The organism is Allobosea sp. TAF32 (genome assembly GCF_052113585.1).
Taxonomy (GTDB): domain Bacteria; phylum Pseudomonadota; class Alphaproteobacteria; order Rhizobiales; family Beijerinckiaceae; genus Allobosea.
In genome coordinates, this window is record NZ_JBFRDM010000003.1 from 39,249 (window position 1) to 64,856 (window position 25,608).

The 25,608-nt window shown below is 65.6% G+C and carries 20 protein-coding genes and 1 tRNA gene; 13 read left to right on the plus strand and 8 right to left on the minus strand.

All coding sequences use genetic code 11. From position 1 onward, the window contains the following. Window positions 1-175 precede the first annotated feature (175 nt). Window positions 176-2,794 carry an ATP-dependent chaperone ClpB gene (clpB, locus tag AB4Z16_RS07745; protein WP_441510761.1) on the plus strand — a complete coding sequence of 873 codons (2,619 nt, stop codon included), beginning with the start codon at window positions 176-178 and terminating at the stop codon, window positions 2,792-2,794. Between the two features lie 160 nt (window positions 2,795-2,954). Here clpB and metW read toward each other — a convergent pair whose 3' ends face one another. Further along, window positions 2,955-3,578: a methionine biosynthesis protein MetW gene (gene metW / locus AB4Z16_RS07750; protein ID WP_441511183.1), complete on the minus strand. Its 624-nt coding sequence runs from the start codon at window positions 3,576-3,578 to the stop codon at window positions 2,955-2,957. A 180-nt stretch (window positions 3,579-3,758) separates the two neighbouring features. Next, a complete protein-coding gene (metX, locus tag AB4Z16_RS07755) occupies window positions 3,759-4,928 on the minus strand; it encodes a homoserine O-acetyltransferase MetX (protein ID WP_441510762.1) in 1,170 nt (389 codons plus the stop codon). A 309-nt stretch (window positions 4,929-5,237) separates the two neighbouring features. On the opposite strand from metX, the gene AB4Z16_RS07760 reads away from it, so the two are divergent. The 4 genes from AB4Z16_RS07760 to AB4Z16_RS07775 all read left to right on the plus strand — a co-directional run bounded on the left by AB4Z16_RS07760 (window position 5,238) and on the right by AB4Z16_RS07775 (window position 8,324). Next, window positions 5,238-6,074, plus strand: a complete 837-nt coding sequence (locus AB4Z16_RS07760; RefSeq protein WP_441510763.1) for a chorismate mutase — start codon at window positions 5,238-5,240, stop codon at window positions 6,072-6,074. Between the two features lie 32 nt (window positions 6,075-6,106). Then, window positions 6,107-7,213, plus strand: a complete 1,107-nt coding sequence (gene hisC / locus AB4Z16_RS07765) for a histidinol-phosphate transaminase (protein ID WP_441511184.1) — start codon at window positions 6,107-6,109, stop codon at window positions 7,211-7,213. Between the two features lie 5 nt (window positions 7,214-7,218). Further along, entirely contained in the window at window positions 7,219-8,157 is a 939-nt protein-coding gene (locus AB4Z16_RS07770) for a prephenate/arogenate dehydrogenase family protein (RefSeq protein ID WP_441510764.1), read from the plus strand. 91 nt (window positions 8,158-8,248) lie between these two features. Next, window positions 8,249-8,324, plus strand: a tRNA-Thr gene (locus AB4Z16_RS07775). A 99-nt stretch (window positions 8,325-8,423) separates the two neighbouring features. Here AB4Z16_RS07775 and AB4Z16_RS07780 read toward each other — a convergent pair. Beyond that, window positions 8,424-8,681 (minus strand): hypothetical protein, encoded by a 258-nt coding sequence (locus AB4Z16_RS07780; RefSeq protein ID WP_441510765.1) that lies wholly within the window; start codon window positions 8,679-8,681, stop codon window positions 8,424-8,426. Window positions 8,682-8,932: 251 nt separating this feature from the next. Between AB4Z16_RS07780 and AB4Z16_RS07785 the strand changes: the two genes are divergently transcribed. The 4 genes from AB4Z16_RS07785 (at window position 8,933) to aspT (AB4Z16_RS07800) (ending at window position 16,867) form a co-directional block, all read left to right on the plus strand. Beyond that, entirely contained in the window at window positions 8,933-11,695 is a 2,763-nt protein-coding gene (locus AB4Z16_RS07785; RefSeq protein ID WP_441510766.1) for a decarboxylase, read from the plus strand. A gap of 40 nt (window positions 11,696-11,735) precedes the next feature. After that, complete coding sequence (gene aspT / locus AB4Z16_RS07790; RefSeq protein ID WP_441510767.1) at window positions 11,736-13,427, plus strand: aspartate-alanine antiporter; 1,692 nt, start codon at window positions 11,736-11,738, stop codon at window positions 13,425-13,427. A gap of 49 nt (window positions 13,428-13,476) precedes the next feature. Next, window positions 13,477-15,096: a bifunctional aspartate transaminase/aspartate 4-decarboxylase gene (locus AB4Z16_RS07795; protein WP_441510768.1), complete on the plus strand. Its 1,620-nt coding sequence runs from the start codon at window positions 13,477-13,479 to the stop codon at window positions 15,094-15,096. 85 nt (window positions 15,097-15,181) lie between these two features. After that, window positions 15,182-16,867 carry an aspartate-alanine antiporter gene (gene aspT, locus AB4Z16_RS07800; protein ID WP_441510769.1) on the plus strand — a complete coding sequence of 562 codons (1,686 nt, stop codon included), beginning with the start codon at window positions 15,182-15,184 and terminating at the stop codon, window positions 16,865-16,867. A gap of 58 nt (window positions 16,868-16,925) precedes the next feature. Here aspT (AB4Z16_RS07800) and AB4Z16_RS07805 read toward each other — a convergent pair whose 3' ends face one another. Next, the gene (locus AB4Z16_RS07805; protein ID WP_441510770.1) at window positions 16,926-17,813 is read right to left on the minus strand and encodes a DMT family transporter; all 888 of its coding nucleotides are present in this window, start codon (window positions 17,811-17,813) and stop codon (window positions 16,926-16,928) included. Window positions 17,814-17,895: 82 nt separating this feature from the next. On the opposite strand from AB4Z16_RS07805, the gene AB4Z16_RS07810 reads away from it, so the two are divergent. Both AB4Z16_RS07810 and hemC read left to right on the plus strand, forming a co-directional pair. Continuing rightward, on the plus strand, window positions 17,896-19,326 hold the full coding sequence (locus AB4Z16_RS07810; RefSeq protein ID WP_441510771.1) for an aminotransferase-like domain-containing protein: 1,431 nt from the start codon (window positions 17,896-17,898) through the stop codon (window positions 19,324-19,326). 89 nt (window positions 19,327-19,415) lie between these two features. Further along, window positions 19,416-20,354, plus strand: a complete 939-nt coding sequence (gene hemC, locus AB4Z16_RS07815; RefSeq protein ID WP_441510772.1) for a hydroxymethylbilane synthase — start codon at window positions 19,416-19,418, stop codon at window positions 20,352-20,354. Between the two features lie 108 nt (window positions 20,355-20,462). On the opposite strand, the gene AB4Z16_RS07820 is transcribed toward hemC, so the two are convergent. The 4 genes from AB4Z16_RS07820 to AB4Z16_RS07835 form a co-directional block, all read right to left on the minus strand. Then, entirely contained in the window at window positions 20,463-20,669 is a 207-nt protein-coding gene (locus AB4Z16_RS07820; RefSeq protein WP_441510773.1) for a hypothetical protein, read from the minus strand. Window positions 20,670-20,771: 102 nt separating this feature from the next. Further along, a complete protein-coding gene (locus tag AB4Z16_RS07825) occupies window positions 20,772-20,918 on the minus strand; it encodes a hypothetical protein (RefSeq protein ID WP_441510774.1) in 147 nt (48 codons plus the stop codon). Between the two features lie 4 nt (window positions 20,919-20,922). After that, window positions 20,923-21,135, minus strand: a complete 213-nt coding sequence (locus tag AB4Z16_RS07830) for a hypothetical protein (RefSeq protein WP_441510775.1) — start codon at window positions 21,133-21,135, stop codon at window positions 20,923-20,925. A 68-nt stretch (window positions 21,136-21,203) separates the two neighbouring features. Then, window positions 21,204-22,268 carry a DNA topoisomerase IB gene (locus AB4Z16_RS07835; RefSeq protein ID WP_441510776.1) on the minus strand — a complete coding sequence of 355 codons (1,065 nt, stop codon included), beginning with the start codon at window positions 22,266-22,268 and terminating at the stop codon, window positions 21,204-21,206. Window positions 22,269-22,413: 145 nt separating this feature from the next. Between AB4Z16_RS07835 and AB4Z16_RS07840 the strand changes: the two genes are divergently transcribed. Beyond that, entirely contained in the window at window positions 22,414-23,898 is a 1,485-nt protein-coding gene (locus tag AB4Z16_RS07840; protein ID WP_441510777.1) for a M81 family metallopeptidase, read from the plus strand. A 48-nt stretch (window positions 23,899-23,946) separates the two neighbouring features. After that, complete coding sequence (locus AB4Z16_RS07845; protein ID WP_441510778.1) at window positions 23,947-25,566, plus strand: amidohydrolase; 1,620 nt, start codon at window positions 23,947-23,949, stop codon at window positions 25,564-25,566. The last annotated feature ends 42 nt before the right edge of the window (window positions 25,567-25,608 follow it).

The window sequence follows — 25,608 nt, forward strand, 5'->3', positions numbered from 1 at the left end:
GCCCGATCTGTGCCTGGCGCTTGCGTCAGGTCAATTGTGGCTCGCCACCTCTTCCGTTGCGCCAATGTCACACTATGTTGGAGAGCGAGGGGCGGCTTATTGTGGCGCCCCATCTTGATGAAAGGGCAGCGGAGCACGTCGCCACGGGGCGCGTTCCGCGGGCGGAGTGATGTGAATGAACATTGAAAAATATACGGATCGTGCGAAGGGCTTTCTTCAGGCGGCGCAGACGATCGCGTTGCGGGAGGGGCACCAGCAGTTCACGCCCGAGCATTTGCTGAAGGCGTTGCTTGATGACAACGAAGGCATGGCGGCGGGCCTGATCGATCGGGCCGGCGGCCAGTCGCGCGTCGCGTTGCAGCTTGTCGATCAGGCGCTGGCGAAGCTGCCGAAGGTCTCGGGCGGCTCGGGCGGCCTCAACCTGACGCCGGGCTTGGCCCGCGTCTTCGACACCGCCGAGAAAGCGGCCGAGAAGGCCGGCGATAGCTTCGTCACGGTTGAGCGGCTTTTGCTCGCTCTCGCGATCGAGAAGGACACCGAGGCCGGCAAGGCCCTGTCCAAGGCCGGCGTGACGCCGCAGGCGCTGAACGCCGCCGTCGAGGCGATCCGCAAGGGCCGCACCGCCGATTCCGCGTCCGCCGAGCAGGCCTATGACGCGCTGAAGAAATATGCCCGCGACCTGACCGCTGCGGCGCGTGAGGGCAAACTCGATCCGGTGATCGGCCGTGACGAGGAAATCCGCCGCACCATCCAGGTGCTGTCGCGTCGGACCAAGAACAACCCCGTCCTGATCGGCGAACCCGGTGTCGGCAAGACCGCCATCGCCGAGGGCCTTGCCCTGCGCATCGTCAATGGCGACGTGCCCGAGAGCCTCAAGGACAAGGAACTGCTCGCCCTCGACATGGGCTCGCTGATCGCCGGCGCGAAGTATCGCGGCGAGTTCGAGGAGCGGCTGAAGGCTGTGCTGACCGAGGTTTCGTCCTCGGATGGCGGCGTCATCCTGTTTATCGACGAGATGCACACCCTCGTCGGCGCCGGTAAAACCGACGGCGCGATGGATGCGTCCAACCTGCTGAAGCCGGCGCTCGCCCGCGGCGAACTGCACTGCATCGGCGCGACCACGCTCGACGAGTATCGCAAATATGTCGAGAAGGACGCCGCTTTGGCGCGGCGCTTCCAGCCCGTCTTCGTCGACGAGCCGACGGTCGAGGATACCATCTCGATCTTGCGCGGCCTGAAGGAGAAATACGAGCAGCACCACCGCGTCCGCATCAGCGACTCGGCGCTGGTCTCGGCCGCGACGCTCTCGAACCGCTACATCACCGACCGCTTCCTGCCCGACAAGGCGATCGACCTCGTCGACGAAGCCTCGGCGCGGCTGCGTATGCAGGTCGACTCGAAGCCCGAGGAGCTGGATTCGATCGACCGCGAGATCGTGCGGCTCAAGATCGAGCAGGAGGCGCTCAAGAAGGAGAACGATGCCGGTTCGAAGGAGCGGCTGAAGCGGCTCGAATCCGAACTGGCCGATCTGGAGGCGCGCTCCGACGCGATCACCACCAAGTGGAAGGCCGAGAAGGACAAGCTCGGGCAGGCGGCTGAGATCAAGACCAAGCTCGACAACGCCCGCAACGAGCTCGCCCAGGCCCAGCGCAAGGGCGAATACCAGCGGGCGGGCGAGCTTGCCTATGGCGAGATCCCGCAGCTCGAGAAGCGGCTGGCCGAGATCGAGGAGAAGGGCGAGAGCACCGGCATGGTCGAAGAAGCCGTGACGCCGGACCATGTCGCGCAGGTCGTCAGCCGCTGGACCGGCGTGCCGGTCGACCGGATGCTCGAAGGCGAGAAGGAGAAGCTGCTGCGCATGGAGGAGGTTTTGGGCGCCCGCGTCGTCGGCCAGCGCGAGGCGGTGGAAGCGGTCTCGACCGCGGTCCGTCGCGCCCGCGCCGGCTTGCAGGATCCGAACCGCCCCATCGGCTCCTTCATGTTCCTCGGCCCCACGGGCGTCGGCAAGACCGAGCTTACCAAGGCGCTGGCCGCGTTCCTGTTCGACGACGACAGCGCGCTCGTCCGGATCGACATGTCCGAATACATGGAGAAGCATTCGGTTGCTCGTCTCATCGGCGCGCCTCCCGGCTATGTCGGCTATGAGGAGGGTGGGGCGCTGACGGAAGCCGTGCGGCGCCGGCCCTATCAGGTCGTGCTCTTCGACGAAGTCGAAAAGGCGCATCCGGATGTCTTCAACGTCCTGCTGCAGGTTCTCGACGACGGCCGCCTGACCGACGGCCAGGGCCGCACGGTCGACTTCCGCAACGTGCTGATCATCATGACCTCGAACCTCGGTTCGGAATTCCTGGTGAACCAGCCCGAGGGGCAGGACAGCGATGCCGTCCGCGACGAGGTCATGGGCGTGGTCCGCCACGCCTTCCGGCCGGAGTTCCTGAACCGGATCGACGACATCATCCTGTTCCACCGCCTGCGGCGGCAGGACATGGGCGCGATCGTCGACATCCAGATGGCCCGCCTCGCGAAGCTGCTCACCGACCGCAAGATCACGCTCGAGCTGTCCAAGGAGGCGCGCGAGTGGCTGGCGGACAAGGGCTACGACCCCGCTTATGGCGCGCGCCCGCTCAAGCGCGTGATCCAGAAGTTCGTGCAGGACCCTCTTGCCGAGGCCATCCTTGCCGGCGAGATCGTCGACGGCGAGACGGTGCCTGTCACCGTCGGGCCGGGCTCGCTGATGCTCGGCGAGGTCGCGGCCGTGAAGGAGAAGCGGCCTGCGGGCGTCGCGCTGAACTGAGCCGGCGCGCGAAGCCTTCTCCCCTTGGGGGAGGAGGTGTCTGCGGAGCAGACGGATGAGGGAAGGGCCGCGCAAGCGGCCCTTTTCCTGTTTTGAAGAGATTCATCCCTCATCCGTCATGGCTTCGCCATGCCACCTTCTCCCCCGAGGGGAGAAGGATTTATCCCCGCTTCAGCAGGAACACCGCCTGCGCGCCGAACAGGTTCCAGAACCACCAGGGCGCGTTGACGCCGACTTTACCGCCGGCGGCGTCGAGCGCGACGGCGCGTTCCTTCTTGGCGCCGATCACTTCGCAGAGCGCGACGAAGTCCCGGATCGTGCAGAAATGGATGTTGGGCGTGTCCCACCATGAATAGGGCAGGGCGTCTGTCACCGGCATCCGCCCCTGGAAGAACACCTGGCCACGCATGCGCCAATGTCCGAAATTCGGGAAGGAGACGATGGCGTGCCGGCCGATGCGCAGCATCTGCTCCAGCACGAGCCGCGGATTGCGCGTCGCCTGGATCGTCTGGGAGAGGATGACGTAGTCGAAGCTGTCGTCAGGATAGTCGGCGAGGTCGGTGTCGGCGTCGCCCTGGATCACCGACAACCCTCGTGCCACGCAATCGGCCACGCCCTCGCGGGAGAGTTCGATGCCGCGCGCATCGACTCTCCGGGTTTCGGCGAGCAGCGCCAGCAGCGCGCCGTCGCCGCAGCCGACATCGAGCACGCGCGTGCCCGGCTGCACCATCTCGGCAACAAGCTTCAGGTCGATGCGGCTGGTCTGGTTGTCGGGGAGGGTCATGGCGGTCAGCTCGTCATGCTCAGGCTCGCCCCTCGTCATTCCGGGGCTTCGCGTAGCGAAGAACCCGGAACCCACGGCTGGGCTCGGTCTTATGCAGCTGCAACGGGATAGGGCTCACCCGGTCGTGGGTTCCGGATTCGGCCTTCGGGGCCGCCCCGGAATGACAGAGGGCGGCACTCATCACAGGCCCCGTGCCCGGGCGGCCGCACCGATGAAGCCGCGCGTCGTGGCGAAGAGATTAGGCTCTTCCAAAAGGAAGGCGTCGTGCCCCTTGTCGCTTTCCAGCTCGACGAAGGAAACCGAGGCACCGGACGCATTCAGCGCGTGCACGATGGCCCGGGAATCAGCCGTCGGGAACAGCCAGTCCGAGGTGAAGGAGGCCACGCAAAAGCGCGTCTTGGTGCCGGTGAACGCGCGCGCCAGCACCCCGTCATGGTCGGCGGCGAGGTCGAAGTAGTCCATCGCGCGCGTAACGTAGAGATAGGAATTGGCGTCGAAGCGCTCGACGAAGCTCAAGCCCTGATGGCGCAGATAGCTTTCGACCTGAAAATCCGCGTCGAAGGAGAAGGTCGGCGCCTCCCGGTCCTGCAGCTTGCGGCCGAATTTGCGGTGCAGCGCCTGCTCGGAGAGATAGGTGATATGCGCGCCCATGCGGGCCACAGAGAGGCCCTTTGACGGCCGCGTGCCCTCTTCGAGATAGCGGCCCTGCCGCCAGTCGGGGTCGGCCATCACCGCCTGCCGGCCGACTTCGTGGAACGCGATGTTCTGGGCCGAGTGCTTGGCGCCGGTCGCAAGGGGCAGCGCCGAGAACACGCGGTTCGGATAGCTTGCCGCCCATTGCAGCACCTGCATGCCGCCCATCGAACCGCCCGCGACGCAGAACAGCGTGTCGATGCCGAGAGAGTCGACCAGGGCGGCTTGCGCCCGCACCATGTCGCGGATGGTGACGACCGGGAAGGACAGGCCCCAGGGCTTGCCCGTCGCCGGATTGGTCGAGGCCGGACCGGTGGTGCCGGTGCAGCCGCCGATCACATTGGCTGAGATCACGAAGAAGCGGTCGGTATCAACAGGCTTGCCCGGCCCGATCATCGCGGTCCACCAGCCGCCCTTTCCGGTGATCGGATTGCGGCTCGCCACATATTGGTCGCCGGTCAGGGCATGGCAGACCAGGATCGCGTTCGACCGAGACGCATTCAACTCACCATAGGTCTGATAGGCGATCTGCCAGTGATCGAGCACCACGCCGCAATCCATCAGCAGTGGCGTGTCGGGCCCGAAGCGCGCGACCGGGCTCGAAGGCTCGTTCGCCTCCTTCAGCGGGTCGGCCAGGCTGGGGGAAAGATCGCTCATGTCGTCCGTTTCGGCAGAATGATTTGTCTTGCCGGTCCAAGTGTTCGGAAAATCGAACCCTAGCGATGCCGTGCCCTGACGCGTCTGTCAACGCGGGACTGCGCAGCCGGCTTTGCCAAGGCGTGGCGGGAGCGCTAAGGAGCGTGGCAACTCCTAAAGCCCTCATCCTGAGGAGCCGCGGAACGCGGCGTCTCGAAGGATGATCCAGCGGGTTCCGGCACCTCCTGGAGCATCCTTCGCGACGCAGCCTTGCGGCTGCTCCTCAGGTGAGGGTTCACAGGTCCTCGTCGAGAAGCGCACCCTGCTGCCATGACCGAAGCCGCCCCCACGACCCTCGCCGATCTGCGCTCCGAGATCGATCGCATCGACAGCGAGATGCATGCGCTGCTGATGGAGCGCTCGCAGATCATCGAGACGCTGATCTCGGTCAAGAAGACGCAGGCCTCCGGCTCCGCCTTCCGTCCCGGCCGCGAGGCCGACATGATGAAGCGCCTCGCGCTGCGCCATAAGGGGCTTTTGCCGCTCGATACGGTCGAGAGCATCTGGCGCATCATCATCGCGACCTTCACCTATGTGCAGGCGAACTACTCGGTCCACGCCGATGTCTCCGGCGGCGACCCGGCAATGCGTGATTCCGCCCGCTTCCATTTCGGCTTCACCGTGCCTTTCGTCCCGCATGAGGATGCGCGCGCGGTCATTCACGCCGTCGCCGAGTCGGCCGGCGATCTCGGCATCTTCCGCATGGATCAGGGCGCCAGCGCCGGCATCTGGTGGCGCGACCTGATCGGGGTGGACAAGCCCAAGATCATTGCGCGCCTGCCCTTCATCGAGCGGCCGGATCATCCCGCCGGCACGCCGGTCTACTGCATCGCCAAGCCGCTGACCGACGCCGCCGTGCGCGAGATCGTGCTCTATGCCGCCCGCGTCGAGCGCTGGTCCGAGAACCTGCGTCACGGCCTCGCTGAGCATCTGGCCGAGGTCTCGGCCTCCGCCGCCGACGGCTCGCATCTGTCGCTGCTGGTCGCCGCTTCCGGCGAGGTCGATCAGTCCGTGATCCGCGAAGCCCTCGTGCCCGCAGGCCTCAGCGATTTCTCAGAGGTCGGCAGCCACGCCGCCCGTTTCGCCGTCAAATCATCAGCCCGCTGATCGGGCGCGCTCTGTTTCCCGTTGCAAGGTCAATCACCATGGCGACCCGTCCCACTCCGCGTCCCGGCGTCCTCGACATCGAGGCCTATGTCCCCGGAAAATCCGCAGCGCCCGCCGGTGTGAAGCTGCATAAGCTGTCCTCCAACGAGACCCCGCTCGGCCCGAGCCCCAAGGCGATCGCAGCCTTCGAGGGCCTCGCCGCCAAGCTGGAACTCTATCCCGACGGCACGTCGAGCAAGCTCAAGCAGGCGATCGCCGGCCGCTATGGCCTCGATCCCGCGCGCATCATCTGTGGCAACGGCTCGGATGAACTGCTCGAACTCGTCACCAAGGCCTATCTCGGGGCGGGCGACGAGGGCATCTACAGCCAGTACGGCTTCCTCGTCTATCGCATCGCCATCCTCGCCGCCGGTGGCAAGCCGGTCATCGTGCCCGAGAAGAACTATACGGCCGATGTCGATGGCATTCTCGCCGCGGTGACACCGAAGACCAAGATCGTCTTCCTCGCCAATCCCAACAACCCGACCGGCACCTATCTGCCCTTCGACGAGGTTAAGCGCCTGCAGGCCGGCCTGCCGCCGCATGTCCTGCTCGTGCTCGACGCGGCCTATGCCGAATATGTCCGCCGCAACGACTACGCTTCCGGCATCGAGCTCGTCGCCGAGAGCGAGAATGTCGTGATGACCCGCACCTTCTCGAAGATCTATGGCCTCGCCAATCTGCGCATCGGCTGGATCTATGCGCCGGCTCATATCATCGATGCGCTCGAACGTATTCGCGGCCCCTTCAACGTCAATGGCGCCGCGATCGAGGCGGGCGCCGCCGCCGTCGCCGACGAGGCTCATGTCGCTGCCGCGCTCGAGCACAACGAGAAATGGCTGGCCTGGACGACGGCGGAGGTCGAGAAGCTCGGCCTCACCGTCACGCCTTCGGTCGGCAATTTCATTCTCATCCACTTCCCGAAGACGCCAGGCAAGACCGCGAAGGAGGCCGACGCCTTCCTGACCCAACGTGGCCTCATCCTGCGTGCGGTCGGCGGCTATGGCCTGCCGGACGCGCTGCGCATGACCATCGGTTCCGAGGAGGCGAACCGTCTCGTCGTCGCCGCGCTCGCCGACTTCGTCGCGGCCAAGGCGTGACGCAGATGGCGGAAAGCTTCGCCCCGCGTCGGTCCGAGCCGATCTTCGCCCGCCTCGCCATCATCGGCATCGGGCTGATCGGCTCTTCCATCGCGCGGGCGGCGAAGGAGCTGAACCTCGCCGGCACCATCGTACTGTCGGATCGCGACGAAGCAGTTCGACAGCGGGCGCGCGAACTCGATCTCGGCCATGCCGTCGTCGAGACGGCGGCCGAAGCGGCTGCTGACGCCGATCACATCATCCTCTGCGTGCCTGTCGGTGCCTGTGGGGAGGTCGCGGCGGAAATCGCGGCCGTGCTGAAGCCGGGTGCGATCCTGTCGGATGTCGGCTCGGTCAAGGGCTCGGTGGTCGATGCCGTCCTCCCGCATCTGCCGGAGGGCGTCTCTTTCGTGCCGGCCCATCCGGTCGCGGGCACCGAGAATTCCGGCCCCGATGCGGGCTTCCCCAGCCTCTTCCTCAACCGCTGGTGCATCCTGACCCCCCCCGAGGGCACCGATCCGAGCGCGACCGCCAAGACCCGCCAGCTCTGGGAGGGCATGGGCGCGCTGGTCGAGGTGATGAGCGCGCAGCACCATGACCTGGTGCTGGCCGTGACCAGCCATCTGCCGCATCTCATCGCCTACAACATCGTCGGCACGGCCGAGGATCTGGAGGCGGTGACGCAGTCCGAAGTGATCAAGTTCTCTGCCGGCGGCTTCCGCGATTTTACCCGCATCGCTGCTTCCGACCCGACGATGTGGCGCGACGTCTTCCTGCATAACAAGGAGGCGGTGCTGGAGATGCTCGGCCGCTTCAACGAGGACCTCGCTCTGCTCACCCGCGCGATCCGCTATGGCGACGGCGAGACCTTGCACAAGCACTTCACCCGCACCCGCGCGATCCGCCGCGGCATCGTCGCGCTCGGTCAGGAGAAGCCGGAGACGGAGAAGCTGCGCAAGGATTGACGTCTGCCGCACGATGCCGTGTGGAGGCACTGTGCATGACGTCGAGATTGGCTTGCCAAGGCCGGCGCCTGCTGGTACAGCGCCACCCATTGCCGCTTTAGCTCAGCTGGTAGAGCACCTCATTCGTAATGAGGGGGTCGGGGGTTCGAATCCCTCAAGCGGCACCACTTTCATATCCGCTGGCGCTCGCCGGCATTCAGAAACCGGCCACAGCGGCCGGTTTTTTCGTATCTGGCGGTCGCCCGCTTATCACGCTGCGCCGCTGCTCATTGTCTTGCCGCGCGGGCCCGGATCGCGGCCTCGTCGGCGGCCTGCTGGCGCCTGAAGGCGGCAATGTTCTCCTGACCCGCACGCATGTTTTCGGCTGCGCGCCCGTCCTGCATCATGTCGTGGCCCTCCTGCAACACATCCATGGTGCAGCCGGCAGTGCGATTGCAGGCCCTCGCCGGCAGGGAACCGACGGTCAGGTAAATCGCCGCGCCAGCCGCCGCTATTCCGGCAAGGATGAGGATTTTTCTATCCATGTGGCGGGCTCCACGCCGAGGCATTGAACACGGCAAAGGCAAGTCCAATCCGCCGGTGCTCGCGCACGACTTAAACGCGTGCCGCGGCTTCTCGTCACGCGCGCTGAAAACATCGATTGGCCTAACGAATACTCCGATCTTGAGAAGTCGGAACCTGTCCCCAAGGACAATACGCCGCCCTCTCTCATTGTGCTGAATTTGGCGGCCGGCTGGCGCCTCACGGATCGTGCAACCTGAGGGAAGGATTCACGATGGCCTCTCCAGTTCAGGAACCGCACACCATCGACCACTTCTTCTCGGCTCCCTCGGGCCGCGCCGACCGCTGGCGGGATCTCCATTCCGCCGCGCGCTCCTGGTCGACAGGTGGCAAAAGCCGCCGGGCGGTTGAGGTTGCGCTGAATGAGCTCGGCGTCATCGAGGAGTTTCATGCATTCCCGGGAGCGGAGCTGCTCGCCGCGCTGCGGGGCCTCCTGCAGAATGACGACGCCACTGGTTTCCTGTCGCTGGCCAAGCGCATTTCGCTGGCCATCATCACGAGCAACTACAAGCATGATCCGAAGGAATGGCAGTCGGCCGACCTGTCGCTGGCGGAGCCGGTGGATGTCATCCCGTCATCGCTCGGAGACAGCGCGGCGCAACGTCCCTATTTCGAGATGTTGATGGTGACGCCCGCCCCTGCGGGGCGCTGGCCGCATATCGCCGCGGAGTTTCGCCGCTTGAGACGTCCCGAGGATGCGTTCGTCTACGAAGTGGTGCTGGTCGGCAGCCTTGAAGACGCGATCTGTGCGGCCGTGCTGAACACGAATATCGCCGCGGTGGCCATCTATGAAGGCTTCGCATTCAGGTCCCGGCACGACGCCCCGATCCTGCGCAGCGTGCTCGCTGCCCAGCAGCCCCTGCTCGGTAATACGGAGGAGGCTGATATGGCCTTGCGCCTCGCCGCCGGGCTGAAGGCGATCCGGCCCGAGCTCGACATCTACCTGCTCTCCGATCGGCGCGTCGAGAAGCTGGCGGGCGATCCGCGTGCCGCGATGATCCGGCGCGTGATGTATCAGGTCGAGGAACCGCTGGAGCTGCATTTGTCGGTGCTGGAGGGCATCAAGGCGCGCTACGACACGCCGTTCTTCGACAATCTCAAGCTCTATGCGCAGAGGCCGATCGCCACCTTCCATGCCCTTCCCATCGCGCGCGGCAAGTCGGTGTTCCGCTCGCCCTGGATCCGCGACATGGGCCAGTTCTACGGCATCAATCTCTTCCTGGCGGAGAGCAGTGCCACCACGGGCGGCCTGGACAGCCTGCTGGAGCCTACCGGCAACATCAAGCGCGCCCAGGACATGGCGGCGCGCGCCTTCGGTGCCGACCACGTCTTCTTCGTCACCAACGGCACCAGCACGTCGAACAAGATGGTTCTGCAGGCGCTGATCGCGCCCGGCGACATCGTCATCCTCGATCGGAACTGCCACAAGTCGCACCATTACGGCCTGGTGCTGAACGGCGCGCAGCCCTTCTATGTCGAGGCCTTCCCGATGGCGGAATACTCGATGTACGGGGCAGTGCCGCTACGCACCATCAAGAAGGCCCTGCTCGACCTGAAGGCGGAGGGGCGCCTGGATCGCGTCAAGATGGTCGACCTGACCAACTGCACCTTCGACGGCCATATCTACAACACCCGGCGCGTGATGGAGGAATGCCTCGCCATCAAGCCGGACCTGATCTTCCTCTGGGACGAGGCCTGGTTCGGCTTCGCGCGCTGGTCGCCCTTCCTCAGGCCGCGAACGGCGATGGGGGCGGCGGCCGACATCGAGGCCTGGATGGAGGACCCCGAGGCCGTCGACCGCTATGAGCGGCAGCGCAAGGAACTCGGCGCGGCACCGTCCGTGGAAACCCTGCTGGACACGCACCTCATTCCCGATCCGCGCGCCATACGGCTGCGTGTCTACCAGACCAATTCGACCCATAAATCCATGTCGGCGATCCGGCAGGGATCGATGGTGCTGGTCAAGGACGTCGACTTCCACAAGATCGAGGCGCAGTTTCACGAGGCGGTCTTCACCCATGCCTCGACCAGCCCGAACCAGCAATTGATCGCCAGTCTCGATGTCGCCCGCCGGCAGATGGAGCTCGAGGGTTACGGGCTGGTGATGAACGCCATCGAGGTGGCGCTCGACATCAGGCGGGAGATCGCCATCCACCCATTGATCTCCAAATATTTCAAGGTCGTCGGCGTCGATGGGATGGTGCCCGCCCAATACCGCACCAGCGGCTTCGTCGATTTCCTCGCTCCAGAGACGCGCTGGGACGATCAGTTGCGCAGCATGCGCGAGGATGAATTCTGCCTCGACCCGACGCGCATGACCCTGGTTTGCGGCACGGCGGGCTTCGATGGCACGTCGTTCAAGGGCTTGCTGGCTTCCGAGTACAACATTCAGGTCAACAAGACCTCGCGCAACTCGGTGCTCCTCCAGTCCAATATCAACAATACACGCAGCGACGTCGCACTGCTGATCAGCGTCCTGCTCAAGATCTGCAACGAGATCGAGACGCGCCTGCGTCAGGGCGGCGAAGGCGAACAACGCGCCTTCGAAGCCCGTGTGCGCAGCCTGATGAAGGATTTGCCCGAGCTCCCCGACTTCAGCCGCTTCCATGAAGCCTTTCGCGGCGATGCCGGCAAGAATACGCCGGAAGGCGATATCCGCACGGCGTTCTTCTGCGCCTATGCTGAGGACAAATGCGAGTATCTGCCGATCGACAGCCCCGAATGCGATCGTCGCATCGACAAGGGCCCGGCGCTGATCTCGGCCAATTTCGTCATCCCCTACCCACCCGGCTTCCCGATCCTGGTGCCGGGCCAGGTTGTTACGCATGAAACGATCACCTTCATGCGCAAGCTCGATGTGAAGGAGATCCACGGATACGAGAAAGCAAAGGGTCTCAAATTGCTGAGACCGGACGCGCTTTCCGCCAAGCAGGATGTGAATTCCGAGAAGGGAAACAAGAAGGCGCGGGCGGCCTGACGGACGGCCGCGCCTGAACGCCAGCAATTGGGGGAGTGAAATGTTCGACTGGTTCGCTGCCACCCTGAGAAGCTACCCGGAGATCTCGCTCTTCCTGTCGCTGGCGATCGGATACTATGTCGGCGGCTTCGCCTATAAGGGCTTCAGCCTCGGCGCGGTGACCTCGACCTTGATCGCCGCGGTGATCATTGGACAGCTTGGCATCACGATCTCGCCCAATGTGAAATCGACGTTCTTCCTGATGTTCCTGTTCGCCGTCGGCTACGGCGTCGGGCCGCAGTTCGTTCGCGGCATTGCCAAGGACGGCGCGCCGCAGGCGATCTTTGCGGTCGTCGTCACCGTCTTCTGCCTCGCAGCTCCCGTCGCGATCGCGAAGATCGCAGGTTATCATCCGGGCTACGCCGCTGGCCTTTATGCCGGTTCTCAGACGATCTCGGCCTCGATGGGTCTGGCGACCGACGCCATCAATCGACTCGGGCTGTCACCGGAGCAGACCAAGGAATATCTCGATGCGATGCCGGTCGCCTATGCGGTGACCTACATCTTCGGCACCGTAGGTTCGGCCGTCATTCTCGCCCAGCTCGGTCCCAAGCTGCTCGGTATCGATATCGCCAGGGCCTGCAAGGACTACGAGGCCCGGCTTGGCGGCGGCAAGGAGATCGGCGGCCCGGGCTCGGTCTGGCGGCGCTTCGAGCTACGGGCTTTTCGCCTGCGCGAGGGCGCCAGGGTCGCCGGCATGCGCGCGGCGGAAGCCGAGGCGCTCGTGCCGGACGCACGTGTCTTCGTCGAACGCATCCGACGCAACGGCGTCATCGAGGACGCGACCGCAGACACGATCCTGCGGGAGGGCGACGTCATCGCTGTCGCCGGCCCGCGCGAGACGCTGGTCAACCTGATCGGCCAGAATGCCGAAGAGGTCGAGGACCCCGAACTGCTCGATCTGAAGGCCGAAGGCGTCGATATCTACGTCACCAGCAAGGAGGCCGACGGCAAGACGTTGACCGAGCTCTCCCGGATGCCGACCGCGCGCGGCGTCTTCCTCCGCAAGATCGTCCGCGGGGCGACCGCCGTCAGCATCCCGATCCTGCCGGAAACCCCGATCCATCGCGGCGACATTCTGACCGTGGTCGGCCGCACCCAGGACATCGCCGCGGTCGCCAAGACCCTGGGCCATGCCGACCGGCCGAGCGACATCGCCGACGTCGCCTTTATTTGTGGTGCGATCGTATTGGGCGCGCTCATCGGAGCCCTGGTGTTCAAGGTCGGAGGCGTCCCGCTGACGCTGTCGACCGCCGGCGGCGCGCTGATCTCCGGCCTCGTCTTCGGCTGGCTGCGTTCGGTGCACCCGACTTTCGGCCGGATCCCGAGTTCGACCGTCTGGTTCATGAATTCGGTCGGCCTCAACATGTTCATCGCCGTCGTCGGCATCTCGGCAGGGCCGGGCTTCGTCAAAGGCCTGCAGACGCAGGGCGTCGGCCTCTTTCTCTGGGGCGCATTGGCGACTGCCATCCCGCTGATCCTGGCGATGTTCGCCGGCAAATACGTCTTCCGGTTCGATCCGGCGATCCTGCTTGGCGCCTGCGCTGGCGCCCGCACCACGACGGCCGCTCTCGGAATGATCTGCGAGACCGCAGGCAGCCAGGTTCCGGCGCTCGGCTACACCGTCACCTATGCGGTCGGGAACACGCTTCTGACGATCTGGGGCATGGTGATCATCATTCTGATGACTTGACCAAACGAGACGAAACCATCCGATTTCAGGCTCATATCAGGGGTTTGCCATGGATCCTGTCACTCTGCGGAGCTTCGAGAAACTCAGCCCCTTCGAGATCAAGGACGAGCTCATCCGCCTTGCCAAGCTGACGTCGCAGAATTCGTCCATCGCGATGCTCAACGCCGGCCGCGGCAACCCGAACTGGGTGGCGATGACGCCGCGCGAGGGCTTCTTCCTGCTCGGGCAATTCGCGATCACCGAGAGCCGGCGCGTGATGAACAAGCCCGCCGGCATCGGCGGCATGCCCAAGGCGGACGGCATAGCGGCGCGCCTCGAGGACTGGTTGACTACCCATAAGGATTCCCCCGGCGCCAGCTTTCTTCGCGAGATGGTCGCCTTCGCCGTCAAGAAATTCGATTTCAAGCCCGATGCGTTCGTTCACGAACTCGTCGACTCGATCATAGGCGACAACTACCCGGTGCCGGACCGCATGCTCGTCCACAACGAGCGCATCGTGCACGAATATCTGATGTGGGCGATGTGCGGCGAGCCGCGCCCTTCCGGCCAGTTCGATCTCTATGCCGTCGAGGGCGGCACGGCGGCGATGTGCTACATCTTCAAGTCGCTCAAGGCCAATAGGCTGCTGAACCCCGGGGATACGATCGCGCTGGCAACGCCGATCTTCACCCCCTACCTCGAAATGCCGCATCTCGAGGATTACGGCCTCGATGTCGTCACCGTGGCGGCGCCGCAGGAGAACCGTTTCCAGTTCACCGACGAGGAGCTGAAGAAGCTCGAGGACCCGAAGGTCAAGGCCTTCTTCGTGGTCAATCCCGGCAATCCCTCCGCTGTCGCGCTGAGCGAGGAGACGATCGCCAAGATCGTCAAGCTCGTCACCACGAAGCGCCCCGATTTGCTGCTCCTGACCGACGATGTCTATGGAACCTTCGTGAAAGGCTTCCGCGGCCTGCTCGGTGCTCTCCCGCGCAATACGATCGGCGTCTATTCCTACTCCAAATATTTCGGCTGCACCGGCTGGCGGCTCGGCGTCATCGCCATCCACCGCGACAACATCTTCGACAAGGCGATCGCGAACCATCCCGAGAAGACCCTGACGGTGCTCGACAAGCGCTACGGGCCGCTGACGCTGAAGCCGCGGGAGATGAGGCTGATCGACCGCATCGTCGCCGACAGCCGCGACATCGCGCTCAATCACACCGCCGGTCTCTCGCTTCCGCAGCAGGTGATGATGTCGCTGTTCTCGCTGTCCGAGATGATGGACGAGGCCAAGCTCTATCAGAAGACCTGCATGGACATCGTCAGGTCTCGTGCCGACAGGATGATCGAGGGGTTGGGCATCGAGGTGCCCGACAATCCGCTTCACGACCGCTATTACGGGCTGGTCGATTTCGAGTTCTGGGCCAACAAATATGTCGGCCCCGAGGTCGTGGCCTATATGAAGCAGCACATCCACCCGCTCGACATCGTGTTCAGGCTGGCCGAGGACCACGGCATCGTGCTGCTCAATGGGGGCGGCTTCCACGCGCCGGACTGGTCTGTGCGCGTCTCCTTCGCCAATCTCGACGACGAGGTCTACGGCCAGATCGGCCGCGCGACGCGTGCGGTGGCGCGCGGATATCGGCAGGCCTTCGAAGCTTACAATCTCGCGCTCAAGGAGAAGGCCTGACCGTGCTGCGGCGCGGGCTTGAATGCCGATCGGCGCCATCGAGTCGCTCCGCTGAATGCGAGAGCGCATCTGCGGGGAGGCGAGCATGAGTTTCGTCGTCGATGCGTTACGCGGCAATCCCGAGCTCGCGATCTTCCTGACCATCGCACTCGGCTTCCTGATCGGCCGGTTCAAGTTCGGCAGCTTCAGTCTCGGAACGGTCGTCGGCTGCCTGTTGGCCGGCGTCCTGATCGGCCAGCTCGACGTCAAAGTGCCCACGGCCGTGAAAGCGGTGTTCTTCGACCTGTTCCTGTTCACCACCGGCTACAAGGTCGGCCCTCAGTTCTTTCGCGCCCTGAAGCGCGATGCGGTCCCGCAGGTCGCGCTGACGGTCCTGCTTTGCGTGGCCTGTCTTCTCACGGCTTTGGTGTTCGCAAAGCTCCTCGGCTACGACATCGGCACAGCCGCCGGCCTGCTCGCCGGCGCCTTTTCGGAATCGACCGTGATCGGGACCGCGGGTGAGGCGATCCAGCGGCTCGACCTTCCCCAGTCCGAACGGACTGCGCTGATCAACAACATCCCCGTTGCCTATGCCGTCACTTATCTCGTCGGCACCGCATCCCTGGTCTGGTTCCTGCCGAAGATCGGTCCAAAGCTGATGGGCATCGATCTCAAGGCAGCCGCCGCAGAGATGGCTTCGCAATCATCCGGGCCCGTTGCCGAGGTCGAAGGCGTGGTCTCGGCGGCGCGTCTGTTCGACGTAAGGACATATCGCGTTACGAACGAGCAGTTCATCGGCAAGACGGTGGCTGAAATCGAGGCGCGTCCTCGCGCTGTTCGCGCCTATCTGCTGCGCGTTCGTTCGGCGGGTTCGATACGGGAGCCCGAAGCCAGTCTCGTGATCCGCGCGGGAGACGTCGTCGCGGTTATGGCGCGGCAGGAAGTCCACGCTCAGCATGGCGATCTGATCGGCCCGGAAGTCAGCGATCCCGGTCTCCTCGACATCCCCATCGAGTCGCTCGACGTGGTGCTGACCAACCGCTCCCTTGATGGGCGAACCTTGGCGGAGCTTGCCGGCGAGGAGTTCGCCCGCGGCGTCTTCCTCACGCGGATGATGCGCTCTGGCCTCGCCATGCCGATCAAGCCGGAAAGCCAGGTCAATCGCGGCGATGTCCTCTCTCTGACAGGACCCGTGAACGCCGTGGAGCGAGCGGCGGAGAAGCTCGGCTACCCCGACAGGCGAACATCGGCGACCGACATGGTATTCGTCGGCCTCGGCATATTCCTGGGCGGGCTGGTCGGGCTTTTGAGCGTCGTCATCGGCGGCATCCCGCTGACGCTGACCGCCAGCGGCGGTGCGCTCATCATGGGGCTCGCCTTCGGCTGGCTGCGGTCGGTCTATCCCTTCTTCGGCCGCATCCCCGAACCGGCGATCTGGATCTTCGATACGCTCGGCCTATGCGTGTTCATCGGCATCGTCGGCCTCGGCGCGGGGCCGAGCTTCATCTCCGGGCTGAAGACGACCGGGCTCAGCCTGGTCGCTGTCGGCCTGGTCTCGGCCTTGCTCCCGCATACGCTGGGCATCCTCTTCGGCCGATATGTCCTGAAGATGGACCCCCTGATCGTGCTCGGCGCCTGCGCCGGCGCAGGTACGATTACGGCCGCCCTCAGGGCGATCCAGGACGAAGCCAAGAGCAGCGTCCCCGCTTTGGGCTATACGGTGCCCTATGCGATCGGCAACATTCTCCTCACCGCGTGGGGGCCGATCCTGGTCGCGCTGATGGCCAGGTAACCCGCTCCGCGTCGGCCCGCTGTGGAAACCCCGGTGCCATGGCGAAGCCCTTGGAGGCTCAGGCGAAGCGCTTCGCCCCGGCGACGCAGAGGACCACCACTCCCGTCGCTGCGATCATCGTCCAGGCGATGGGTTCATGCAGCAACAGGCCGGCGAGGAGGAGGCCGAAGAAGGGCTGCAGGAGCTGGAGCTGCCCGACACCGGCGATGCCGCCGAGCGCGAGCCCGCGATACCAGAACACGAAGCCGACCAGCATGCTGAAGACCGAGACATAGGCCAGGCCGAGCCAGGCGTGCGCCCCGATGCCCTGCCAGGAGGACGGCAGGTACAGCAGTGCGAGCAGGGCCATCGCCGGCAGCGACAGAAGCAGCGCCCAGGAGATGACCTGCCAGCCGCCGAGCCGGCGCGAGAGCGCCGCGCCTTCGGCATAGCCGAGCCCGCAGAGCAGGATGGCAGCGATCATCAGCAGGTCGCCGGTGAGCGAGCCGCCCTCGCTACGGGCGAGAGCGAAGCCTGCGACGGTCGCAGCGCCAAGCAGGGAGAACAGCCAGAAGGCGGGTTTCGGCCGCTCGCCGGCACGCAAGACGCCGAACAGCGCCGTCGCCAGCGGCAGCAGGCCGACGAACACGATCGAGCGGGCCGCGGCGATGTGCTGGAGCGCCAGCGCCGTCAGCAACGGAAAGCCGAGAACGACGCCGAGCGCGACGATGGCGAGCGGGCCGAGATCGGAGCGTTCCGGCCGTTTCTGGCGCAGCAGGACGAGGAAGAACGCGCCCAGCAGCGCGGCGATCACGGCGCGGGCGGAGGTGAGGAAGAGCGGCGAGAAGCCGGCGACGGCGACGCGCGTGGCCGGCAGGGAGCCGCTGAAGATCAGCACGCCGATGAGACCGCTGCCCCATCCCTTGCCCGCCCAGTCCTGCTGCATCGCCGCTGTCTTGTCTCGCATCCTCGCAGGCTTACGCAGTCTGCACTCGCCGAAACAGCGACAATTCGATACATTCGGCGCAAGCTGTATGGGTATGGTCGTCATGACAGTTATCGATCCGAGCGAAATCGAGGGCGGGCAGGGACGGACGGCGGCGGTGATGGCCGCCATTCGGGCCAAGCTCGCGGCTCGGTCTCTGGCCCCTGGCGACCGGCTGCCGTCGATCCGCCGTTTCGCCGCGACGATGCGGGTTTCGCCGTCGACCGTGGTTGAGGCCTATGATCGTCTGGCCGCAGAGGGCTTGATCCGCGCCCGGCAGGGCTCGGGCTTTTATGTCACCGGCAGTGGCCTGCCGCCCCTGGCGCTGACGCAGGCTGCATCGCCGCATGAGCGCGCGGTCGATCCGTTCTGGGTCTCGCGTCAGTCGCTCGATGCGGACGACGCCGCGCTCAAGCCAGGCTGCGGCTGGCTCCCGGCCGATTGGATGCCCGGCGAGGCGCTTCGCCGCGGTTTTCGCGCTTTGGCACGGGCGCAGGACCCGGTTCTCTCCGAATATGGCGGGACGCGCGGTTCGTGGGCTCTGCGCCGCCATCTGCTCGGGCGCTTCGCCGAGGAGGGGCTCGCCGCCGGCCCCGAACAGCTCCTGCTGACCGGTTCGGGCACGCAGGCGCTCGATCTGGTCTGCCGTTTCCTGCTGCGCCCGGGCGATACCGTTCTCGTCGACGATCCCTGCTACTTCAATTTCCAGGCATTGCTGCGTGCCCACCAGCTACGTGTGCTCGGCGTGCCCTATACGCCGTCGGGGCCGGACGTCGCCGCTTTCGAAGCGCTGGTTTGCGCCGAGCGGCCGCGGCTCTATCTCACCAATTCCGGGCTGCACAACCCGACCGGGGCCAGTCTCTCGCCGCAGACGGCCTTCCGTGTGCTGCAAATCGCCGCCGCTCATGATCTCGTCATCGTTGAGGATGAGATCTTCGCGGATTTCGAGCCCGAACCGTCGTCTCGCCTCGCCTTGCTCGACGGTCTCGACCGTGTGATCCGGATCGGCAGCTTCTCGAAGACGCTCTCGGCCTCCCTGCGCTGCGGTTATATTGCCGCGCGAGCCGACTGGATCGAAGGGCTTGTCGACCTTCAGGTTGCGACGAATTTCGGCGGCCCCGGCCCTGTCGCTGCCGATCTTGTCGCAGGGGTCCTCGCTGGTGGCGGCTATCGCAAGCATATGGAGGAGGTGCGCCGCCGGCTCGCCCAGGCCCGCCGCGAGATTGCTGCCCGACTGGAAGCACTCGGAATCCTGCCCTGGCTGATGCCGCGCGGCGGCTTCTACCTCTGGTGCCACCTGCCCGCGGGGATCGATTCCGCCGAACTCGCGCGGTTGGCGGTGGCGCGGAACGTCGTCCTGGCGCCCGGCAATGTCTTCAGCGTCTCGCAGGGCGCGTGCGGCTTCATGCGTTTCAACGTCGCCCAGACGCGCGATCCGCGCGTGTTTGAGGTATTGCAGCAGGGGATGGAGGAGCTACGGCGGGGCGGCGGCTGATCGGGCGCAGCGCCACTCGTCAGCCAGCTGCCCCCCTGTTATAGACCGCCGCAACCGGCCCGGCCGGACAGGATCGAAAGTAAGAAGTCATGCATCTGAGGATCGGCACGCGCCGCAGCCCGCTGGCGATGGCGCAGACCAATCACGTCATGGGGTTGATCCGGGAGAAGTTCCCAGAGACGGAATTCACCCTTTGCCAGATCGCCACCATCGCGGATCGCGACCGCGTCTCCGAATTCCATCAGTTCGGCATGGTCGGTGTTTTCGCCGTCGAGCACGAGCAGCAGCTCGTGCGCCGCGAGGTCGATTTCGTCGTTCATTCCCTGAAGGACCTGCCGACCGCCCTGCATGAGGGGCTCGTTCTCGCCTCCGTGCCGACGCGCGAGAACCCGTGCGACGCGCTCTGCGGCGCGACGATGGCCTCGCTGCGGCAGGGCGCGCGGGTCGGCACCGGGTCGCTGCGGCGTCGCGCGCAAATCCTCAACCTGCGGCCCGATGTCACCGTCGTGCCGATTCGCGGCAATGTCGGCCCGCGCCTCGCCAAGATCGGCGGCGAGGATGCGCTCGATGCCGTCATCCTCGCCCAGGCCGGCCTGCGCCGGCTCGGGCTGGACGAGGCCTCGTCCGAGATTCTGGCGCCGGAGCTTTTCCCCTATGCCGTCGGGCAGGGCGCGCTTGGCCTCGAAGCCCGCGCCGACGATGCCGCCGTGATCGAGATCCTGCAGGCCATCCAGTGCTCGAAAGCGCGCGCCGAGGTCGAAGCCGAGCGTGAGATGATGCATGCGCTGGGTGCCGGCTGCAGCTTGCCGGTCGGTACCTGCGCGAGCTGGGCCGATGGCCGCCTGACCCTGCATGCCCAGGTCACCTCCGTCGAAGGAACGGAGCGTGTCGACGCCAGCGACAGTGCGGCGCCCGAGCAGGCGCGGGAACTCGGCCTTGCCGTCGCCGAAGCGTTGAAGGCGCGGGGCGGCGGAGCGATCCTCGAGAAGAGCTATCGCGGCTATTACCCGACCTTCAAGACGCTGTAGCTTCGGCGAGAATCCTATTCAGATGGAAAGGCCCGGCATCCTTGTCGGAGCGCCGGGCCTTGTCATGGCCACGGTCGCATTCAGGCGAGTGGCCGCTTCGGGACAAGGTCAGAGGCGGACGGCGACCTCGCCATGCCGTGCGGCGAACTGCGCCGCCTCCTTCCGGAACAGCATCCAGGCAGGCTGCGGGCTTTCGTGTCCGGGTTCCTGCATCGACATCGTATAGGGGCCTTTGTTGCCGGCCGGCTTGTCGGGGTCGAGCCGCGCGGCCCTGCACATCGCGCGGGCAATCCGTGTGATTCTCTCTTCGTCCATGTCTGTCTCCGCCGCCAGGATTCAGCGGCGACGAAACGCGGAAGCGGGGAGGCGAGTTCCCGAAAATCTCATGAAAATAAATTAGTTAATTATATCAGTGTCTTAGATGGGATCGCGCGGATCCTCGGCGCTCGGCTTGTCGAGCATGGCGCCGGGGCCCCGCGAGCCTGCCCAACGCGTCGCCAGCGCGATCCCCAGTGGAATCGCGATCACGACGATCCACACAACGAAGCCCCAATCCCCGTTCATTCCGTCAATTCCGTCCAGAGCCTTCGCCCGACGGTAGCTTCTTCTGGCCGGCCTGGAAATCCGTCTGCGGCGCCTCCTCCTCATACTCGAATGGCGGGGCGGGGCCGGTCGGATGGGCGGAGTGCGGCGACGGGCCAGGGCGCGTTCCGGCCGCGACCGACTGACCGGGCTGCTGCGGCGTCTCGACCGGCTTGGGCGAACCGACACGATTGAGCATCTCAGCCTCCATAAATGCGTGCCAGATACTGGACCAAGCGCCGAACGGCGGCATTGTTCCCGCTGGCTTCAGGCCGCCAGCAGCCCGAGCGCGCGCTCGATGCGCGAGCAGCCCGCCCGGGCGCGCGCCTTGGCATAGCTGCGCTGTAGTTGGCCGCTGGCATAGGATTCGATGACGATGGCGTGGACATAGCTCTTGCGAACCACGGCCGGCGTGTTGACGAGGCGCTCCGAGATCGCGCGCATGATGTCGGCGAGCTGGCGCTTGCGTCCGGCCTCGGTTGCGACCGTCTCGCCTGAGAGGAGCAGTTCCGCCGCCGCGGCGTTGGCAGCAAGCATCCGCAGATCCTTGCTGCTGACCGGGAGGCCGCAGACCTGCTTCAGATAGGCGTTGATCTCGGCCGCATGGACCGGCGCGACGGACCCGTCTTCGCGGCGATATTGCAGCAGCCGGCGCCCCGGTAATGTGGCGATGCGCGCGAGCGCCCGTGCGAGCGGGGCGTCGTCGACCGCGCAAGCGATATCCTTGCCGCTCTTGCCCCGAAAGTGGAGCGCGATACGCGCGCCTGTGAGCCTGACGTGCCGCTTGAGCAGCGTCGAGGTGCCATGGCTGCCGTTGCTCTTCGCATAGCTTTCGTTGCCGACACGCAGATGGCAGCGGTCGATGATCGCCGCAGCGCAGGCGAGAGCTTTCTCATGGGAAAGCGTGCGGGCCCGCATGTCGGCTGCGATCCGGGCGCGCAGCTTCGGCAGCGCAGCGATCAGCCGGCCCAGTTGCTGCAGTTTGCGGCGTTCGCGCACCTTCTCCCATTCGGGGTGGTAGCGATGCTGTACACGGCCTGCTTCGTCATGGCCGATGGCCTGGAGATGCGCTCGCGGATCGGCGGCGATGCGGACATCCTCATAGGCCGGAGGGATCGCGAGCGAGCGAATCCGGGCCAGCGTGTCTTCGTCCGTGATCTTGGCGCCTTCCGCATCGCGATAGCCGAAGAAGCGCCCATGGCGCACACGGCGGATCGTGAGTTCGTCGGACGAAACGCGCCGCAGTCGTGTCTTGGCGGGCTGTCGTCTAGCTTGCGGGGAGACCGGCATGGCGTGGACTCGCAGATCACTGCTGCGGAAATGCGCCGACACCGACTTGGTTCCGCCGAGTTCAGCATATTCACCACATTTCGACAAGCGCCCTCATTCGAGGGGGTGCATGCGCGGAAATCAGTGGCGTTGCGAAGACGCCTCGCCAAAACTGTCAAAAAATTTGAACAAGACGAAGAGGGAGAGAATGACGCGTCGCGTGCTGATTGCCGAGTTCATGCATGAGACGAACACCTTCAGTGTTCAGCTCACGGACGAAGCCACTTTCCGGGCGCATGGCGCTTTTCTGGGTAACGAAATCCCCGAGGCTTTCCGCGGTACCCGAACCTCGATGGGGGCTGCCTTCGAGGCTGCCGACAAGTTCGGCTGGAGCCTGACCCATCCGCTGGTGACCGGCGCCAATCCCTCGGGCCGCGTCACCGATGCCGCCTTCGACGTCTTCGCCGGCCATATCGTCAATGCTGCCGATGGCGTCGACGGCGTGCTGCTGCATCTCCACGGTGCGATGGCGACCGAAAGCTCCGATGATGGCGAGGGCGAATTGCTGGCGCGGCTGCGCAAGCGAATCGGCCCGGACGTGCCGGTCGTCGCCGTGCTCGACCTGCACGCCACGGTCACCCAGCTCATGGCCGACAACGCCAATGCGCTGATTTCCTACCGCACCTATCCGCATATCGACCAATACGAGCGGACCTGGCAGGCAGCGGAGCTGCTCGAGCGCGCGATGAAGGGCGAGATCAGGCCCAAGGTCGCACTCGCCCGGCGCCCGATCCTCTATGCGCTCGATGGCGGGCGCACCACCTCGCCGCCCTTCCTGGAGTTGCTGCGCCGTGGTGACGCGCTGGAAGCCTCCGGCGATGCGCTGGTCGTCAGCGTTCAGGCTGGCTTCTCCTCGGCCGACGTGCACGATATCGGCCCCTCGATCGCGGTCACGGCCGATGATCGCGGCAAGGCGCAGGCCATCGCCGAAGAGCTGATGGACTATGCCTGGGAGCAGCGCCGCTTCTCCTCCATCCATTTCACGCCGCTCGCCGAGGCCATGGCCCGTGCCAAGGCCGGCGAGGCCGATACCGGCAAGCCCGGCTACAAGCCTGTGGTGATCTCGGACTACTCCGACAATCCCGGCTCCGGCGCCTATGGCGACGCCACCAACCTGCTGCGCGCGATCCTCGACGCGAAGCTCAGGAATGTCGGCTTCCACGCGATCTGCGACCCCGAAGCGGCGCTCGCTGCGCAGGCAATCGGCGTCGGCAAGCGTGGCCGGATCAAGCTCGGCGGCAAGGTCGATCCCAGCATGGGCGGCGGGCCGCTCGATCTCGACGCTCACGTCGTCGCGCTGACCGACGGATACTTCATGTGCTACGGCCCGATGGCCGGCGGCATCTGGCGCAATTACGGGCTCTCGGCCCTGCTGCGCGTCGACGATGTCGAGATCATCGTCATCACCCATAACGGCCAGGCGACCGATCTTGCCCAGTTCACCTCGCTCGGCGTCGATCCGACGCGAAAATCGACGGTGATCGTCAAGTCGATGCAGCACTTCCGCGCCGCATTCGAGCCGATCGCGCGCGAGGTGCTGGAAGTCGATACCGGCGCGATCTCGACGCGCAATTTCAAGGAGCGGCCTTACCGCAAGGTGCGCCGGCCGATCTTCCCGCTCGACGACATCTGAAGCCCGGCCGCAAAGCGCCGGCGAAGACAGTAAATGCAGGAGAAAACCATGGCGGTTCAGGCCGATATCGTGCTGCGCAACGGGCCGATCTGGTGCGGGCGCGACGATGGTGTCGTCGAGGCGCTGGCGATCTGGCAGGGCAGGGTGCTCGCGGCCGGCGGCGATGCCGAGATCGCCCCGCTCGTCGGCCCGAAGACGCGGGTGATCGATTTGAAGGGCCGCCTGGCGACGCCGGGTCTCAACGATTCGCATCTGCATCTCGTCTCGCTCGGCATGACCATGGGCTGGGTCAATTCCAAGCCGGAGGCCGCGCCGACGCTGGAGGCGCTGCTGGGCGCGATCTCCGCGCGTGCTGCGACGCTGAAGCCGGGCGAATGGATCCTCTCGCGCGGCTACGATCAGACCAAGCTCGACACCGGCCGCCACCCCTATCGCGAAGAGCTCGACCGCGCTGCGCCGAACAACCCGGTGATGCTCGTGCGCACCTGCGGCCACATCGCGATCTGCAATTCCGAGGCGCTCCGGCTCGGCGGCATCGACGAGAAGTCGCCGACGCCGCAGGGCGGCCTGATCGAACAGCAGAATGGCCGCCTGACCGGCCTGCTCGCCGAGAACGCGCGCGCGCCAGTGCAGGCCGCGATCCCCGCGGCGACCGAGGAGGATATCATCGCCGGCATCGAGCGCGGCGGCCGCTACCTGCTCTCGCTCGGCATCACCAGTTGCATGGACGCCGCCGTCGGCCAGAAGGGCGGCTTCGGCGAGATAGCGGCTTACCACCGCGCCAAGCGCGACGGCCGTCTGCCGATGCGCACCTGGCTGACCCTGCTCGGCGACGACGGCCGCTCGATCGTGCCTGATTGCTACGAGGCAGGGCTGATCTCCGGCACTGGCGACGACATGCTGATGATCGGCGCGGTCAAGCTCTTCCTCGACGGTTCGGCGGGTGGGCGCACCGCCTGGATGACCGAGCCCTATCTCGGCGAGGACAAGACCACCGGCGTCTGGATGTGGGACGATGCGGAGTTGGAACGCATGGTGCTCGACGCCCACAAGAAGGGCTACCAGCTCGCCTGCCACGCGATCGGCGATGCCGCTATCGAGCAGCTCATCACCGCCTATGAGAAGGCGCTCGCGGCCTATCCCGATCTGGATCGACGGCACCGCATCGAGCATTGCGGCTTCTCGACGCCGGCCCAGCATGAGCGCATGGTCAAGGCCGGCATCTATCCCTGCCCGCAGCAGGTCTTCATCCATGATTTCGGCGATGCTTACGTCAAGGTGCTCGGGCCGGAGCGGGCGCTGCCGAGCTACCCCTTCCGCACCTGGTTCGATCTCGGTCTGAAGCCGGCGACGGGCAGCGACGCGCCGGTCTGCGACCCCAACCCCTTCCCGAATTTCCACACCATGCTGACCCGGCAGACCTGGAAGGGCACGGTGATGGATGAAAGCCAGCGCGTCTCGATCGAGGAGGCCCTGCAGGCCTACACCGAGTACGGCGCCTTCTCGCAGAAGCAGGAAGCCGTAAAGGGGCGGCTGGCGCCGGGCTTCCTCGCCGATGTCGCGGTGTTCTCGCGCAATCTGCTTACGGCCGATCCGGCGGATATTCTCAAGGACACGCACTGCGATCTCACCATTCTGGGCGGCGAGGTCGTCTACGAGCGGGCTTGAGGCCGGCTTTGACCGCGCAGGGGAAGACAAGCGCGGCAAAGC